The sequence below is a fragment of the Thermus sp. FJN-A genome (assembly GCF_054655095.1).
On record NZ_BAAHSC010000174.1, the window covers coordinates 240,450 to 256,433 of the forward strand.

At 71.4% G+C, this 15,984-nt stretch carries 8 protein-coding genes; 6 read left to right on the top strand and 2 right to left on the bottom strand.

Features of this window, described 5'->3' with window-relative positions:
* Positions 1–13 precede the first annotated feature (13 nt).
* Genes ACYQ0J_RS06780 through ACYQ0J_RS06805 form a run of 6 tightly spaced genes read left to right on the top strand, consistent with a single transcriptional unit; the run spans position 14 to position 14,472 of the window.
* Positions 14–2,254 (top strand): diguanylate cyclase, encoded by a 2,241-nt coding sequence (locus ACYQ0J_RS06780; protein ID WP_460171407.1) that lies wholly within the window; start codon positions 14–16, stop codon positions 2,252–2,254.
* A gap of 50 nt (positions 2,255–2,304) precedes the next feature.
* Positions 2,305–4,860 carry a bifunctional diguanylate cyclase/phosphodiesterase gene (locus ACYQ0J_RS06785; protein ID WP_460171408.1) on the top strand — a complete coding sequence of 852 codons (2,556 nt, stop codon included), beginning with the start codon at positions 2,305–2,307 and terminating at the stop codon, positions 4,858–4,860.
* A gap of 15 nt (positions 4,861–4,875) precedes the next feature.
* Positions 4,876–6,561 (top strand): ATP-binding protein, encoded by a 1,686-nt coding sequence (locus ACYQ0J_RS06790; protein WP_460171409.1) that lies wholly within the window; start codon positions 4,876–4,878, stop codon positions 6,559–6,561.
* A complete protein-coding gene (locus ACYQ0J_RS06795) occupies positions 6,554–7,546 on the top strand; it encodes an HD-GYP domain-containing protein (protein ID WP_460171410.1) in 993 nt (330 codons plus the stop codon). Before ACYQ0J_RS06790 ends, ACYQ0J_RS06795 begins: the two co-directional genes overlap by 8 nt.
* On the top strand, positions 7,539–10,370 hold the full coding sequence (locus ACYQ0J_RS06800) for a PAS domain S-box protein (RefSeq protein WP_460171411.1): 2,832 nt from the start codon (positions 7,539–7,541) through the stop codon (positions 10,368–10,370). The genes ACYQ0J_RS06795 and ACYQ0J_RS06800 overlap by 8 nt, the downstream gene beginning before the upstream one ends.
* The gene (locus tag ACYQ0J_RS06805; RefSeq protein WP_460171412.1) at positions 10,321–14,472 is read left to right on the top strand and encodes a PAS domain S-box protein; all 4,152 of its coding nucleotides are present in this window, start codon (positions 10,321–10,323) and stop codon (positions 14,470–14,472) included. Before ACYQ0J_RS06800 ends, ACYQ0J_RS06805 begins: the two co-directional genes overlap by 50 nt.
* On the opposite strand, the gene ACYQ0J_RS06810 is transcribed toward ACYQ0J_RS06805, so the two are convergent.
* Complete coding sequence (locus ACYQ0J_RS06810) at positions 14,469–14,780, bottom strand: metal-sulfur cluster assembly factor (RefSeq protein ID WP_460171413.1); 312 nt, start codon at positions 14,778–14,780, stop codon at positions 14,469–14,471. The genes ACYQ0J_RS06805 and ACYQ0J_RS06810 overlap by 4 nt on opposite strands.
* Positions 14,777–15,928: a hypothetical protein gene (locus ACYQ0J_RS06815; RefSeq protein WP_460171414.1), complete on the bottom strand. Its 1,152-nt coding sequence runs from the start codon at positions 15,926–15,928 to the stop codon at positions 14,777–14,779. Before ACYQ0J_RS06815 ends, ACYQ0J_RS06810 begins: the two co-directional genes overlap by 4 nt.
* Positions 15,929–15,984: the final 56 nt, after the last annotated feature.

Consider the following 15,984-nt stretch of genomic DNA (forward strand, 5'->3'; position numbering starts at 1 on the left):
GCATGGGCCAAACATGACGCCCGCCTACCTGGCCATCGCCTTGGCCTCTTTCCTCTTAGCCCTCCTCTCGGGCCTCCTGGGGTATGCCGACCCCTACATCCTCCCCTGGCTCATGGTGGCGGTGGCCATCCTGGCGAGCGCTTACGGGCTGGGTTGGGGGCTTTTGGCCGTGCTCCTGGGCACCGGCCTCCTCCTCTCCTTTCCGGGCTTTGACCTGGTGGCCCTGGGCCTCCTCCTCCTCTCCGCCCTCCTCGCCCACCAGGTGGGGGCGAGCCTCCGGCGGGCCCACCACCGGGCCAAGACCCTGGCCCGGGTGCACCAGCTCCTCACCCAAGCCCTCGAGGCCCTCCCCCAGGCGGAGACCCTGGAGGACCTCCTCTCCCGCCTCCCCCACCACCTGGCCGCCCTGGGCCAAGGAGGGCACGTGGGGGTGTGGCTTCCCCGGAAGGGGGGCTTCCGGCGCCTGGCCGCCACCCCTCCCCTGGACCTGGAAGAGATCCCCGACACGGGGATCGTGGGGCGGGCCTTCCGGGAAGGGCGCCCCGTCCACGTGCCCGACGTGCGCCGCGAGCCCGGGTACATCCCCGCCCCTTCCCTCCCCACCCTCGCGGAGCTGGCCCTGCCCCTCCTGGAAAGGGGGCGGCCCGTGGCCGTCCTCAACCTGGAACGCCCCTGGCCCTTCTCCCCGGAGGAGGTGGAGAGCCTCATCCGCTTTGCCCAGGCGGTAAGCCTCCAGCTGGACCGCCTCGCCGACCTCCTGGAGCGGCGCCTCCTTTCCACCCTCTCCGAGCGGCTTGTGAGCGCCACCTCCCTCGAGGAGGCGGGGGAGAAGGCCCTCAGGCTCCTGGTGGATACCCTGGGCCTGGAGGCGGGGGCCTTCTGGGAGGCCCGGGGTGGGCGGATGGCGAGCCTGGCCCACGTGGGCGTCCGTGAGGAAAGCCTCCTCCAGGTGCTGCAAGAGGGCCTCCCCTACGGGGTGGGCCTCGCCTGGCAGGTTTACGAGACCCTAAGCCCGGTCTTCACCGCCCAGTATGCGGGGGCAACCCGGGTAGTCCCCGCCCTGCAGGCCCTGGACTGGCACACCTTCGCCGCCCTCCCCGTGCCCTCCCCAGGCGCCCCCCGAAGCCGCCGGGTGCTGGTCTTGGGCCAGCGGGAGGAAAGGCTTTGGCGCCCGGCGGAAACCGAGCTCCTCCTCCTCGCGTGCCGCGCCCTGGGCCTGGGCCTAGAGCGCCTCACGGAACAAGCGCGGCACCAGGCGGTGAACCGGCTCTTCCTGGAGTTTTTGGAAAAACCCCTGGAAGACCTCTACCAAGAGGTGCTGGAGGAGGCCATCCGGCAGGTGCCGGGCGCCGAGGCCGGTAGCCTCCTGGTGCTGGAAGAGGGGGCCTACCGCTACCGGGCGGCAGTAGGGTACGACCTGGAGGGGCTTAAGGCGGTGGCCTTCGCCCCCGAGGCCATGGCCCTGTGGTACGGGGAAGGGGAGGCCAAGGCGCGCCGGGGCGAACCCCGGACCCTTAGCCGGGAGGAGCGCCCCCTGGCGGAGATCAGCCACCAGACCGCCCCCCCGGAGGTCATGGACACCGCGGGCAGGGTGGGGGAAATCCAGGCCAACCTCTGCCTGCCCATCCCCTACAAGGGGGAGGTCCTGGCCTACCTCAACCTGGAAAACCTCCACGACCCCCGGGCCTTCGGGGAGGACTCCTTGGGCGTGGCCCGCTTCTTCGCCGCCCCCCTCGCCACCCTCCTCCACGAAAGCCGCACCCGGAAGCTCCTGGAGGAGGCCGCCCTCACCGACCCCCTCACGGGCCTGCCCAACCGCCGGGCCTTTGACCGGGCCTTCCTGGAGGAGCTCAGGCGGGCGGAGCGCTATGGCTACCCCCTCTCCTTGGCCGTTTTGGACCTCAAGGGCTTCAAGCAGGTGAACGACCGCCTGGGCCACGCGGTGGGCGACCTCGCCCTCATGCGGGTGGCCGAGGCCCTGTCCCAGGAGCGGCGCAACGGGGACCGGATCTTCCGCTGGGGCGGGGACGAGTTCGCTGCCCTCTTCCCCCACACGGGCAAGGAGGGGGCCCTAAAGGCCGTGCTCCGCTACGCCCGGGCCATAGAGGCCCTCTGCTTTGACGGGTTCTGCCTGGGGGTGAACATCGGGGTGGCCAGCTTCCCCGAGGACGGCAGGACCGCGGACGCCCTCCTCTCCGCCGCCGACACCCGCATGTACCGGGCCAAGGCCCAGGGGCTCACCGTCCTGGTGTGAACCGGGACACCCTTCCTCGCCCTAGGGTGTAGGCTATAGGGGGTCCGGTTATGGACGGAGTGCAGGTGGCCCGCATCGCCCAAGCCCTCCTTCCCCTTTTGCGGCGGGGCCTCGAGGGCCTACCGGAAGCCCTAAGCGCCCTGGGGAGGGCTTTACAGGCCCACCGCGCCTACCTCTTCCGCCTGGAGGAGCGGGAGGGCACCTGGTACACCAGCCAGCTCGCCGAGTGGGCGGGCCCGGAGGCCACCCCCCAGCTCCGCAACCCCACCCTGCAGGACCTGCCCATGGAGGCGGCGGGGTATGGGCGCTGGCTTGCCGCCTTCCTGGAGGACCGGGCCATCGCCGGCCCCGTGGCCACCTTCCCCGAGGCGGAGCGGCCCCTCCTGGAGGCCCAGGAGATCCAAAGCCTCCTGGTGGTGCCCGTGCGGGTGGACGGGGCCCTGTGGGGCTTCCTGGGGGTGGACGACTGCCGGCGGGCCAGGGCCTTCACCCGGGAGGAGGAGGCCCTCCTCCGCACGGTGGCCGAGGCGGTGGCCCGCACCCTGGACCTCTTCGCCCGCCACCGCTGGCTGGCAACCCTCCTAAACCTCTCCCCCTTCTACCTGGCCCGCCTGGACCCCAAGGGGAGGCTCCTCTGGGCCAACCCCGCCTTCCAAAGGGCCTTTCCCCAGCCCCCGCCCCTTCCCCTCGCCCAGGCCCTGGCCCACCCGGGCCGCCCCCAAACCCTCCCCCTTCCCCAGGCGGAGTGGACCCTCCTGGCGGTCCCGGGGCCGGGGGGCGAGGCCCTGGAGGTGCTGGCCCTGGGGGTGGACCTAAGGGAGCGCCTCCAGGCCGAGGAGCGCGAGGCCCGCTGGAGCGCCTTCCGCCGCAACCTCCTCCGGGTCTACGAGACCCTCATGGCCGAGGGCCTCTCCGACTCCATCTTCGGCCTGATCCTGGAGGCGGCCCTGGACACCATCCCGAGCGCCCAGGCGGGGAGCGTCACCGTGCTCATGGAGGACGGGTACTACCACTTCGTGGCGGCCAGGGGCTACAACCTGGAGGCCCTGCGCCAGGTCCGCCTCCACCCCAGCGAACCCCTGGCCCTCACCGGCCACAGCGAGGCCCAGATCTTTTCCGGAAAGGACCTGGAACGCTTCAACCGGAGGCTTGACCCCAAGCGCCGGGAGGTGATGGAGAAGGAGGGGAGGACGCGGGAGATCCGGGCCATCCTCTCCGTGCCCGTTTACCTCTCCGGGGAGCGGAAGGCCTTCCTGTATCTGGACAACTTCCAGCGAGAGGACGCCTTCACCCCCCTGGACGCGGAGCTGGCCCAGGCCTTCGCCAGCCAGCTCGGCCTCCTCCTGCGGCGGATGGAGCTGGAGGGCCGCCTGCAGTACCTGGCCTACCACGACCCCCTCACGGGCCTGCCCAACCGCCTCTTCTTCCTGGAGAAGCTGGCCCAGGCCCTGAGGGAGGAGGCCTCCCACCTGGCCGTCCTCTACCTGGACCTGGACGGCCTCAAGCTGGTGAACGACCTGGACGGCCACGCCGCCGGGGACGAGGCCATCCGGGTGGTGGCCGCGCGGCTCCGGGCCGCCCTCCGCCCCCGGGACCTGGTGGCCCGCCAAGGCGGGGACGAGTTCTTGGTGCTCCTCACCGGGATCCGGGGCCCCGAGGAGGCGGTGGGGGTGGCGGAAAGGCTCCTCCAGGTGGTGCGCCTGCCCATCCCCGTGCGGGAACGCACCTACCACCTCACCGTCTCCATCGGCCTGGCCCTGGGGGAAGAGGGGCTTTCCCCCGGGGAGCTCCTGCGCCGGGCCGACCTGGCCCTGTACCGGGCCAAGGGTGAGGGGAAGAACCGCCTGGCCTTCTACGAGGCCCACCTCCAGGAGGGCCTGCGCCAGGAGATGGCCCTCCTGGAGGCCCTGGCGGAGGCCCTGAGGCGGGGGGAGGGCCTCCGCCTGGCCTACCAGCCCATCGTGGACCTGCGCACGGGCCAGGAGGTGGCCAAGGAGGCCCTCCTGCGCTGGGAAGCCGCCCCGCCCTCGGTCCTCATCCCCTTGGCGGAGCGGCACCACCTCATGGGGGAGCTGGGGGCCTGGGTCCTCCGGCGCGCCTGCCGGGAGCGGAAGGGCCTGGGCCTGCCCGTGCACGTGAACGTGAGCCCCCAGGAACTCCTGGACCCCGGCTACCCCGCCCGGGTGGCGGCCATCCTGGAGGAAACGGACTGCCCCCCGGAAGGCCTGGTCCTGGAGGTCACGGAAACCACCCTCATCCCCGACGAACGGGGGCGGGAGGCCAGCGAAAGCCTCCGCATCCTCCGAGCCCTGGGGGTGCGCGTCTACCTGGACGACTTTGGCAGCGGCTACTCCAGCCTGGAACGCCTGGCCTCCCTCCCCGTGGACGGGCTCAAGCTGGGCCAGGCCTTCACCCGGGCCCTGGGGAACCCCCCCAGGCCCGACACCCCCCCTGCCCGGCTGGTGGCCGCCCTCCTCGCCCTGGCCCAGGCCCTGGGCCTGGAGGCCATCGCGGAGGGCATTGAGGACGAGGCCACCCTGGCCTACCTGAGGGACCTGGGCTTCCGCCTGGGCCAAGGGCACCTCCTGGGCCCTCCCGCCCCCTAGAATGAGGGGAGGCCCATGGGGCTAAACGGCGCCTGGAAAATTGCCCTCGTCTACGCCCTCTTCTCCCTGGCCTGGATCCTGGTCAGCGACCGGCTCCTTCTCCTCTTCCTGGCAGACCCCCACGCCCTCACCCGGTGGCAGACGGGGAAGGGGTTGGCCTTCGTCCTCCTCTCCAGCCTTCTGGTCTACGCCCTGGCCCGCCGCCTCGAGGCCACCCTGCGAGGCCAGGCCCAGGCCGAGCGGAGGTTCCAGGGGCTGGTGGAGGCCATCCCCGCCGCCCTCTGGTGGCTGGACGCCCAGGGCCGCCTGTACGCGAGCCCCGGGGTGGAAGCCCTCACCGGCTACCCCGCCCACCTCTGGACGCCCGCCTTCTTCCGGGATTTGGTCCACCCGGAAGACCGCCCGCGGGTGGAGGATGCCTTCCGGGAAGGCCAGGAGATCCGCCTGGAGTACCGCCTGCGCCGGGCCGACGGGGGCTACGTCTGGGTGCGGGACCTGGCCCGCCGGGTGGACCACGGCCTCGTGGGGGTGATGCTGGACATCACCGCGGAGAAGGCCCTCCTCGAGGCCCAAAAGGAACAGGCCCGGGCCGAGGCGCACGCCCGCACCCGGGCGGAGTTCCTCTCCCGCATGAGCCATGAGCTCCGCACCCCTTTGAACGCCATCCTGGGGTTCGCCCAGCTTTTGGAGATGGAGGACCTGCCGGAAAGCCAGCGGGAGAACGTGCGCTACATCCTGAAGGCGGGGCGCCACCTCCTGGACCTCATCAACGAGGTGCTGGACCTGGCCCGCCTGGAGGCGGGGCGGCTTCCCCTCTCCCTGGAGCCCGTGGACCTGGAGGGGGTCCTCAAGGAGACGGCCGAGCTGGTGGCCCCCCTGGCCCGGGAGCGGGGCGTGCGGCTCTACCCCCCCGCCGGGTGCCAAGGGGTGTACGCCCTCGCCGACCAGCAACGGCTGAAGCAGATCCTCCTCAACCTCCTCGCCAACGCCGTGAAGTACAACCGCCAGGAGGGGGAGGTCTACCCCTTCTGCGCCCCGGAAGGGGAGTGGGTGCGGATCGGGGTGCGGGACACGGGCGCGGGCCTGACCCCGGAGGAGCTAAGCCGCCTCTTTCGGCCCTTTGAGCGCCTGGGCCGGGAGGGAGAGGGGGCGGGGCTGGGCCTGGCCCTCTCCCTCCAGCTGGCCCAGGCCATGGGGGGCAGGCTCTGGGCGGAAAGCACCCCGGGCCAGGGCACCACCTTCTTCCTGGAGCTCGCCCCCGCCGCGCCCAAGGAGGCCCCTTCCCCCCCGCCCCACCCCCCGGTCGAAGCCCCCTTGCCCACCCGCCCCCTCACCCTCCTCTACGTGGAGGACAACCTCTCCAACCTGCGCCTTCTGGAAAAGGCCTTGGCCCGAATGCCCGGGGTCAGGCTCCTGGTGGCCATGCAGGGAAGCCTGGGCCTGGAGCTGGCCTGGGCCCAGAAGCCCGACCTCATCCTCTTGGACCTGCAGCTCCCCGACCTCCCGGGGGAGGAGGTGCTCGCCCGGCTCAAGGCGGACCCCAAAACCGCGGAAACCCCCGTGGTCATCCTCACCGCCGAGGCCAGCCCGGGCACCCGGGAGCGCCTGTTGCAAAAGGGGGCCCTGGCCTTCCTCACCAAGCCCCTGGACCTCCGGGAGCTTTACCAACTTCTGGCCAAGGTAGGTGGCGAAGATGCCTAAGGTGCTCATCCTAGACGACGAGGTTCTGAACGTGCGCCTCCTGGAGAAGCTCCTGGAGGGCGAGGCCGAGACCCTGGGCCTGACGGACCCCCGGGAGGTGGAGGAGGCCCTGGAGCGCTTTCAGCCGGACCTGGTCTTCCTGGACCTGATGATGCCTCACCTGGACGGCTACCAGGTCCTCCGCCTCATCCGGGAACGCGTGCCCGGCTTCCTGCCCGTGGTGGTCCTCACCGCCGACGTGAGCCGGGAGGCCCGGCTGCGGGCCCTGGACCTGGGGGCCACGGACTTCCTCACCAAGCCCCTGGACCCCCTCGAGGTGCGGCTGCGCGCCCGCAACCTCCTGGAGATGCGGGCCTTGCACCAGGCCCTGGCCCGGCAGAACGAGGTCCTGGAGGCCAGGGTCCGGGAGCGAACCCAAGACCTCCTCCTCGCCCAGGAGGAGGTCCTGTGGCGCCTGGCCCGGGCGGCGGAGTACCGGGACGACGAAACCGGGGAGCACGTGAAACGGGTGGCGGAGTGGGCCAGGCGGCTGGCCGAAGCCCTGGGGCTGGACCCGGGCTTTACCGAGCGCCTCCACAAGACCGCTCCCCTCCACGACCTGGGCAAGATCGGCATCCCGGACGCCATCCTGCGCAAGCCCGGACCCCTCACCCCCGAGGAGTACGAGGTGGTCAAGACCCACACCCTGATCGGGGCCAGGCTCCTGGCCGGGGGCCGATCGCCCCTCACCCAGATGGCCGAGCGCATCGCCCGGAGCCACCACGAGCGCTGGGACGGCACCGGGTACCCGGACGGGCTCAAGGGGGAGGCCATCCCCCTCGAGGCCCGTATCGTAGGGGTGGTGGACGTGATGGATGCCCTCCTGTCGGAGCGGCCCTACAAACCCCCTTGGCCTTTGGCAAAGGTCCTGGACGAGATCCGGGCCCAGAGGGGCCGGCAGTTTGACCCCCAGGTGGTGGACGCCCTCCTCGCCCTCCATGCGTAAGCGCCTCTTCCTCACCCTTCTCCTGGCCTTCCTGCCCGCCCTCCTGGTCCTCGCCTGGGGAGCGTACCGCGACTTCCGCGAGGAGGAGGCCCGGGCCAAGGAGGAGGTCAGGCGCCTGGCCACCCTGGCCCGGGGAGCGGTGGAGGAGGTGCTAGAGCGGGGGTTTACCGCCCTGGAAAGCGCCGCCGCCGCCCCCGAGGTCCGGGGAGACCCGGCCACCTGCTCGGCCTTTCTCGCCCGCCTCCTCCCCGCCTTCCCCGACCTCGCCAACCTGGGCCGGGTGGACGCGGACGGCCTCATCCGCTGCAGCGCCGTCCCCCTGTCCTCCCCGGTCAAGCCCTGGGCCTCTTGGTACCCGGAGGCCCTGGCCCGGGGCCAGGCGGCAAGCGGCTACACCCTGGGGGGCATCGTGGGCCGGCCGGTCCTGGTCCTGGCGCGCAGGCTGGGGGACCAGGTCGTCTTCGCCTCCTGGGACCTCGAGGCCCTGGACCGCCTGGCCCGAAGCCTCCCCCTGCCCGCGGGAGGGGTCCTCACCGTGGTGGACCGGGAGGGGCGGGTGCTCTTCCGGAGCCTGGAGGGCACGGCCTGGCGGGGGGCGCAGGTCTACCAGGACCCCGCCCTGGGCCGCACCGGGGTGGCGCGCCTCCGGGGCCTGGACCAGGAGGAGCGGCTTTACGCCCTCCTGCCGCTCACGGCCAGCGGCATGGAGATCGGCCAGCTCAGGCTGGGCTTTCCCCTCTCCCTCGCCCACGCCCAGGCCAAGGCCCACCTCTGGCAAAGCCTCGCCCTCCTCCTCACCGCCTTCTTCTTCCTCTTCCTCCTGGCGGGCCTCCTCCTGGAGCGGGGGGTTCTGGCCCGCATGCGGGCGCTCATGGAGGCGGTGGAGCGGCTGGGGCGGGGGGACCTCTCCGCGCGGACCGGGCTTCAGGGCGAGGACGAGCTGGCCCGCTTCGGCCAGGCCCTGGACCAGACCGTGGCCGCCCTGGCCCTGGCCCAGGCGGAGCTCAAAGCCCGGGCCCTCCTGCAGGAAGCCCTCCTGGAAGGGGGGGAGGAGGGCATCCTGGCCGAGGATGCCCTGGGCCACCGGGTCTTCGCCAACCGGGCCTTCTACCGCCTGCTGGACCTGCCGGAGGGGGCCGGGCGCGAGGCGGTCCTGGAGCAACTTCTGGACCCGGAGCGCTTCCTGGCCCTGGGGGAGGGGGAGGCGCGGGTGCCCCTGAAAAACGGCCGGGTCCTCCTCTGCCTGCGGCGCAGGCTGGACGGAGGCCGGCTGGTGGTGAGCTTTCTCCGCGACCTCACCCCCCTCCTCCGGGCCGAGGACACCCTGCGGCAGCAGACGGCCAGGCTCCAGGCGCTCCTGGAGAACCTCCAGGAGGTAGTCTACCAGGTGGCGGTCTCGGCCGACCCGCTGAAGAGCCACCTGGTCTACGTCTCCCCCCAGGTGGAGGACCTCCTCGGCTACCCCCCGCGGGCCTTCCTGGCCGACCCCGGCCTCTGGTGGGAGCGCCTCCACCCCGAGGACCGCCCCCAGGTGGCCGCCAGCACGGCGAAGGCCCTGGAGGAGGGCCAAGCGGTCCGCCTCTACCGCTTCGGCCGCCCGGACGGGCGCTTCGTCTGGCTGGAGGACCGGGTCACCTACCGCCCCGAGATGCAGAGCCTCTTCGGTAGCGCCCGGGACGTGACCCAGGAGGTGGCCCTGAGGGAGGCCCTGGCCGAGAGCGAGGCCCGCTTCCGCGCCCTGGCGGAGAACATGGAGGCCGGCCTGGTCCTGGGCGACCCGGCCACGGGGAAGGTGGTCTACGCCAACCCCGCCTTCCTGCGCCTCACCGGCTTCAGCCGGGAGGAGGTGGTGGGGCTTGACGCCCTCCTAAAGGCTCACCCCGAGGATCGGGAAAGGGCCTTGGCCCGCCGCCAGGCCCTGGAGCGGGGCGAGGCGGTGGAGCCCGGGTTTGAGGTGCGCATCCTGACGCCCCGGGGCGTGCGCTGGGTGCGGCTCGTGAGCCACCACGTGCGGATAGAGGGGAAGCCCCTGGTCCTGGCCACGGTCCTGGACGTCACCGAGCGCAAGGAGCTGGAGCTGGCCCTCGAGGCCCGGGTGGCGGAGCGCACGAAGGACCTGGAGACCTTCGCCCAGGGGGTGGCCCACGACCTGCGGGCCCCCTTGCGGCAGATAGAGGGCCTGGCCCAGGCCCTGCTGGAAGACTTCCCCTTGCCCCCGGAGGCCAAGGACTACCTGGAGGCCCTGAAGCGGGCCGCCGAGACCCTGGACCGCAGGACCGAGGCCCTCCTGGACTACGCCCGCCTGGCGCAAAAGGACCTGGCCCTGGCCCCCGTGAACCTGGAGGAAGCCCTGAAGGAGGCCGCCCTCCCCTACCAGGGAAAGGCTTTGAGGGTGGAAGGCCCCCTGCCCCTGGTCCTGGGCCACAAGGAGGCCCTGGTCCAGGTCCTGGCCAACCTCCTGGACAACGCCTTCAAGTTCCGCGCCCCGGACAGGGAGCCCGAGGTGCGCGTCTTCGCCGAGGAAGCGGGGGAATGGGTGCGGGTGCACGTGGCCGACAACGGCCCCGGCATCCCCGAGCCGGACCTGGAGCGCATCTTCCACCCCTTGGTCCGCCTCGAGGGGGTGGGCACCCGCCCGGGGATGGGCCTGGGGCTAGCCCTGGTGCGCCGGGCGGTGGAGAAGATGGGGGGGCGGGTCTACGCCCGGAGCACCCCGGGCCAGGGGAGCGAGTTCCTCCTGGAGCTGCGGCCCGCCCCGGGGTACAATGCCCCTGATGCCCACCCTCCTTTTGGTGGAGGACGACCCCAACGACCTTCTTCTTAGCCGCCGGGCCCTCGCCCCCTTGGGGGTGGAGGTCCGGGTGGCCCAGACCGCCGCCGAGCTGGAGCAGGCCCTGGAGGAGGGGGGCTTTGACCTGGTGGTGACCGACTACCACCTGGGCTTCAGCGACGGCCTCCAGGTCCTGGAAGCGGTCAAGGCCCGCCACCCTGGGGTGCCCGTCATCTTCTTCACCATCACCGCCACCGAGGAGGTGGCCCTCGAGGCCATGGAACGGGGCCTGGAGGACTACGTCCTCAAACACCCCAAGCACTTCGCCAAGCTCCGCAAGACCGTGGAGCGGGCCCTGAGGCGTCGGGAGGAGGTCCGCTGGTTCCAGGTGGCCCTGGCCCAAAGCCCCTTAGCCTTCCTCCGCCTGGACCAGGAGGGGCGGATTTTGGAATGCAACCCGGCCTTCGCCCACCTCCTGAACCGCCCCAAGGAGGCCCTCCGGGGCACCCCCTTGGCCCACCTCGCCCTGGAGCCCGAAGCGGTGGAAGGCTTCCTGGAGAGCCTCGCCGCCTCCCCCCTGCCCCAGGGAACGCAGCTCGCCCTGAGGCGGGACCAGGGCCAGGCCCTCTACCTCCAGGTCCACGCCCGGGCGGTGCGGGACCGGGAGGGGGAGGTGGTGGCCTACGAGATGAGCCTGGTGGACGTGAGCGAGCGGGTGAAGCAGGAGAGGCGCTTCCGCGCCCTGGTGGAAAACGGCCGGGAACTCATCTACCTCCTCGGCCCCCAGGGCCAGATGCTCTACGCCTCCCCCAACGTGGCCCAGGTGCTGGGGTATGACCCCCTGGGCTACACCCGCGAGGCCTTGTTCATCCTGGACTTCGTCCACCCCGAGGACCGCACCTACGCCGAGGCCGCCCTGGAGGACCTCCTCCGCCACCCGGGGGCCACCCGGGAGTACCGTCTGCGCATCCTGGACGCCCAAGGGCGGGTGCGGGTGGCGCGGGTGTGGGGGAGGAACCTCCTGGAGGACGAAGCGGTAGGGGCCATCGTCTTGAACGTGCAGGACGAAACGGAGCTGGAAGAGGAAAGGGCCCGCCTGAAGGGCGTAGTGGAAGCCCTTCCAGGCCAGGTGTACCAGGCCCGGGTGGAGGAGGGCCAGGACCCCGCCTACGCCCCCCTGATCTACGCCGCCCCCAGGCAGGCGCGGGAGCTTCTGGGCTACCCGGCGGAGGCCCTCCTGCAGGACCCGGCCTTCTACTTCTCCCAGGTCCACCCCGAGGACCGGGCCAAGGTGGAAGACACCGTGCGCCGGGCTGTGACCCGCCCCGGGGAGGTCCAAGTCTGCACCTACCGCTTCCTTCACGGGGAAAAGAAGGCCTGGGTCTGGCTCAGGGACACGGTGGCCTACGACCCCGAAACCCGGCTCCTCACCGGCTACACCTACGACGTGACCCAGGAACTCGCCCAGGAGGAACGCTTCCGCCTCCTCTTCCAGGCCCACCCCCTGCCCATGTGGGTCTACGACCTGGAGACCCTCCGCTTCCTGGAGGTGAACGAGGCCGCGGTGCGGAAGTACGGCTACACCCGGGAGGAGTTCCTCTCCATGACCATCCTGGAGATCCGCCCCGAAGGGGAACGGCCCCGCCTCCTGGAGAACCTGAAGGGGCCCAGGCCCCCCCTCCAGGTCTCGGGCCCCTGGACCCACCGCCTCAAGGACGGCCGGGAGATCCAGGTGGAGATCCACTCCCACACCCTGGAGTACCAGGGCCGGCCCGCGGCCCTGGTGGTGGCCCTGGACGTCACGGAAAAGCTCCAAGCCGAGGCCACCCGCAGGCTCCTGGAGGAGGCCCTGCGGGCAGCCCACGAGGCGGTGGTCCTCACCGACCGGGAAGGGCGTATCACCTGGGTGAACCCCGCCTTCACCCGCCTCACGGGCTACGCCCCGGAGGAGGCCCTGGGCCAAAACCCGCGGATCCTCAAGTCCGGGCTCCACGACCAGGCCTTCTACCAGAACCTCTGGGACACCATCCTCTCCGGCCGGGTGTGGGAGGGGGAGATCGTCAACCGCCGCAAGGACGGCACCCTCTACCCCGAGCGCATGACCATCACCCCGGTGCGCACGGGGGAGGAAATCCGCCACTTCATCGCCATCAAGCGGGACATAACCCAGGAAAAGGCCCGGGAGGCCGCTTTGCGGGAGTCCGAGGCCCTTTTCCGCACCCTGGCGGAAACCGCCCCGGCCCTCATCCTCCTGTGGCAGGCGGAGGATCCCAAAGACCCCCAAAGCGCCCGCCTCGTCTTCGTCAACGAGGAGGTCCTGCGCCTCACCGGCCATACCCTGGAGGAGATCCGGTCGCGGCCCATCTGGGAGTTCGTCCACCCCCTAGACCGGGAGGAGGTGCGCAGGCGGGGTCTCGCCCGCCTCCAAGGGGAAGCCCCGCCCGCCCGCTACCTCTTCCGCATCCTCACCAAGGAGGGAGAGGTGCGCTGGCTGGACTACTCCGCCGCCCGGGTAGAACTCCAGGGCAGGCCCGGCATCCTGGGGGTGGGCCTGGACGTCACCGAGGCCCGGGAACGGGAGCTCGCCCTGGAGGCCTTCGCCCGGGTCTCCCTGGCCCTGAGGCAGACCGAGGACCTGGAGGGCATACTGGAGCACGGCCTGGAGGCCACCCTGGCCGCCATGGAGGCGGGGGCGGGAGCCCTCCTCCTCTATGAGGCCTCCCCCGCCCGCCTGGTGGCCAGGGCCAGCCGCGGCTGGTTCAGCGAGATCCCCACCGCCCCCCGCCTGGACGAGGAGAGCCTGGCGGGCCGGGCCCTCCGGGGCGAGGTGGTGGTGAGCCCGGACCTCAAGCAGGACCCCCGGGTCCGGGAGGCGGCCCGGGCCTACATCCCCACAGGCTGGAGCGGCCTCGCCGCCCCCCTCCTGGCCGGCCAGGAGGCGGTGGGCGTCCTCCTTTTGGCCTGGCCCCACCCCCGCCTCCCCACCCCGAAGGAGGTGGAGCGGGCCCTCCTCCTGGCCGAGACCCTGGGCAACGCCGTGCGCCGGGCGAGCCTGCGGCAGAAGCTGGCCCGGCGGGTGGAGCACCTGGAAGCCCTGCGGGCCATTGACCAGGCCATCCTGGCCTCCTTGAACCTGGAGGTCATCCTGGACATCTTCCTCACCCAGGTGATGCGCCTCCCCTTGGACGCCGCCGCCCTCTACCTCTACGAGCCCAAGATCCGGGTCCTCCGGCTCGTGGCCAGCCAGGGCTTCCTGACCCCAAGGCCCGAGCTTCCCCAGGAGGTGCCCCTGGGCCAGGGGCACGTGGGCCGCGCCGCCCTCCTGGGGGAGGTGGTCCACGCCCCCGACCTGGAGCGCGAACCGGGGGCCCACCCCGAGTTCACCCGGAAGGAGGGGCTGGTGGCGGAACGGGCCTTCCCCCTCTTCGCCAAGGGGCGGCTCCTCGGGGTCCTGGCCCTTTTCACCCGCAGGCCCTGGGACCTCCCCCCCGAGGACGAGGAGTTCCTGGAGGCCTTGGCGGGGCAGAGCGCCATCGCCCTGGACAACGCCCTCACCTTCCAGGCCCTGCAGAAGAGCCAGCGGGAGCTGGAGGCCGCCTACGACCTCACCCTCTGGGGCTGGGCCAAGGCGGTGGAGCTCCGCGACCAGGAGACGGGGGGGCACACGGAGCGGGTCACCCGCCTCACCCTGCGCCTGGCCCAGGCCCTGGGGGTGCCGGAGGAGGACCTGGAACACGTAAGGCGCGGGGCCATCCTCCACGACGTGGGCAAGATCGCCATCCCCGATGCCATCCTCCGCAAACCCGGCCCCCTCACGGAGGAAGAGTGGGCGGTGATGAAGAAGCACCCCACCTACGCCTACGAGTGGCTCTCCGGGATCCCCTACCTGAAAAAGGCCCTGGAGATCCCCTACGCCCACCACGAGCGCTGGGACGGCTCGGGGTACCCAAGGGGGCTAAAGGGGCTGGAGATCCCCCTCTCCGCCCGCATCTTCGCCGTGGCGGACGTGTACGACGCCCTCACCTCGGACCGCCCCTACCGCAAGGCCTGGCCCAGGGAGAAGGCCCTGGCCTACCTCCGGGAGCAGGCGGGCAGGCAGTTTGACCCCGAGGTGGTGGCGGCCTTCCTGCGGCTCGTGGAGGAAGAGGAGGCCTAGGCCCAGCCGAGAAGCCGCCTGGCCTCCGGGGAGAGCCGGGCCGGGGTCCAGGGGGGGTCAAAGGTGAGGTCCACCGCCACCTCCTCCACCCCGGGAAGGTGGGAAAGGGCCTGGCGCACCGCTTCTCCCATGCTGTCGTGCAGGGGGCAGCCCGGGGTGGTGAGGGTCATGCGCACGTAGGCCCGGGGGGGCTCCACCTTCAGCTCGTAGATGAGCCCCAGGTTGACCACGTCCAGGCCCAGCTCCGGATCGTAGACGTTTTCCAAAAGCTTCCAGGCCTGTTCCTCCAAAGGGTTCCTTTCGCTCATCGCCGCATCACCTCCCAAAGGGCGTAAAGGTGGGGAAGGGCGCCCAAGGCGTAGGCCCAGGCCGCCCAGGGGGAAAAGGGGGCGAGAAGCGCCCCAAAGGCGAGAAGCCCCCCTGCCAGGTAGCCCGCCCCCTCGGGGAGCATCTCCTTGAGGAGGGGCACCTTTTCCTTGCCCGCCCGGGGGGCGTAGCGGTGGGTCCAGACCAGAAAGGGCAGGATCTTGTAGAGCATCCCCGTCACCACCAGGCCCACGAAGCCCAGGGCGAACCAAAGGGCGCTGACCCCGGGGGAAAGGGGAAGGGCGAGGAGGCTTAAGCCCAGGAAGAAAAGGCCCGCCAAGTAGTGCCGCACCCCGATGTCCAAAGCCCGCTTCATGCGGTTTTTCAGGATGCGGCGGGCATCGTAGAGGGCGAGGGCGTAGGCGAGGAGGAGGAGGAGGTAGCCGAGCCCTTCCCCCATGGCCAGGCCCAGGATCCCCAGGTTGGCGGCCCACAGGAAAAGCCCCAAGGCCCCCTCGTCCACCCCGTGGGTGAGGGTGAACATGGAGACCAGCTTGTACCCCACCCCCACGATGGAAAGGAGAAAGATGCCGCCAAGGCCCGAGAGGAGGTGCCAGGCGAGCCTCTCCGGGTCGTAGAAGCCGTAGCGCTGGGAAAGGGCCTGCAGGAGGCCCAAGAGGGGCGTGAGGACCAGGTAGAAGACCACCCAGGCCAAGGCCGTGGCCACCCGGTTCCAGCGGGGGGCCTTCAGGAAGGTGAGGAGCATGTGGTAGGCGAAGAAGAGGAGGGCCGAAAGGGCTAAAGCCCCGCCCCAGGGCACCAGGGAAGGGTCCCGGGCAAAGCCCGTGGCCAAAAGGCCCACCCCCAGGGCCCAGAGGAGCATGACCGGGTAGCCCCATTCCGGGCGGAAGAGGGGCACCTCCAGGACCACGGGCACCAGCTGGTGCATGGCCCCAAGGAGGACCCCCACGCCCAGGCCCAGGAGGAAGAGGTGGGCCATGGCCAGGCCCAAGGGGTGCCGGGGGAGGGTGAGGGCCTCCGGGTAGAGGGCGAAAAGAAGGGCGAAGGCGAGGAAAAAGGCTTCTCCCAGGAAGAAGAAACCGGCGGGGATGGCGAGGGGGATGGCGCGGTTTTGGGCCGTGACGATCACGCCCTAATCCTGACCGGCTCCCTCGGAAATGGCCATGACCCAGGTCATGGCCAAGT

What these genes read in the sequence shown, in the direction of transcription:
- ACYQ0J_RS06780 (WP_460171407.1), top strand. Translation starts at nt 14, where the DNA reads ATGACGCCCGCCTACCTGGCCATCGCCTTGGCCTCTTTCCTCTTAGCC.
- ACYQ0J_RS06785 (WP_460171408.1), top strand. Translation starts at nt 2,305, where the DNA reads ATGGACGGAGTGCAGGTGGCCCGCATCGCCCAAGCCCTCCTTCCCCTT.
- ACYQ0J_RS06790 (WP_460171409.1), top strand. Translation starts at nt 4,876, where the DNA reads ATGGGGCTAAACGGCGCCTGGAAAATTGCCCTCGTCTACGCCCTCTTC.
- ACYQ0J_RS06795 (WP_460171410.1), top strand. Translation starts at nt 6,554, where the DNA reads ATGCCTAAGGTGCTCATCCTAGACGACGAGGTTCTGAACGTGCGCCTC.
- ACYQ0J_RS06800 (WP_460171411.1), top strand. Translation starts at nt 7,539, where the DNA reads ATGCGTAAGCGCCTCTTCCTCACCCTTCTCCTGGCCTTCCTGCCCGCC.
- ACYQ0J_RS06805 (WP_460171412.1), top strand. Translation starts at nt 10,321, where the DNA reads ATGCCCACCCTCCTTTTGGTGGAGGACGACCCCAACGACCTTCTTCTT.
- ACYQ0J_RS06810 (WP_460171413.1), bottom strand. Translation starts at nt 14,780, where the DNA reads ATGAGCGAAAGGAACCCTTTGGAGGAACAGGCCTGGAAGCTTTTGGAA.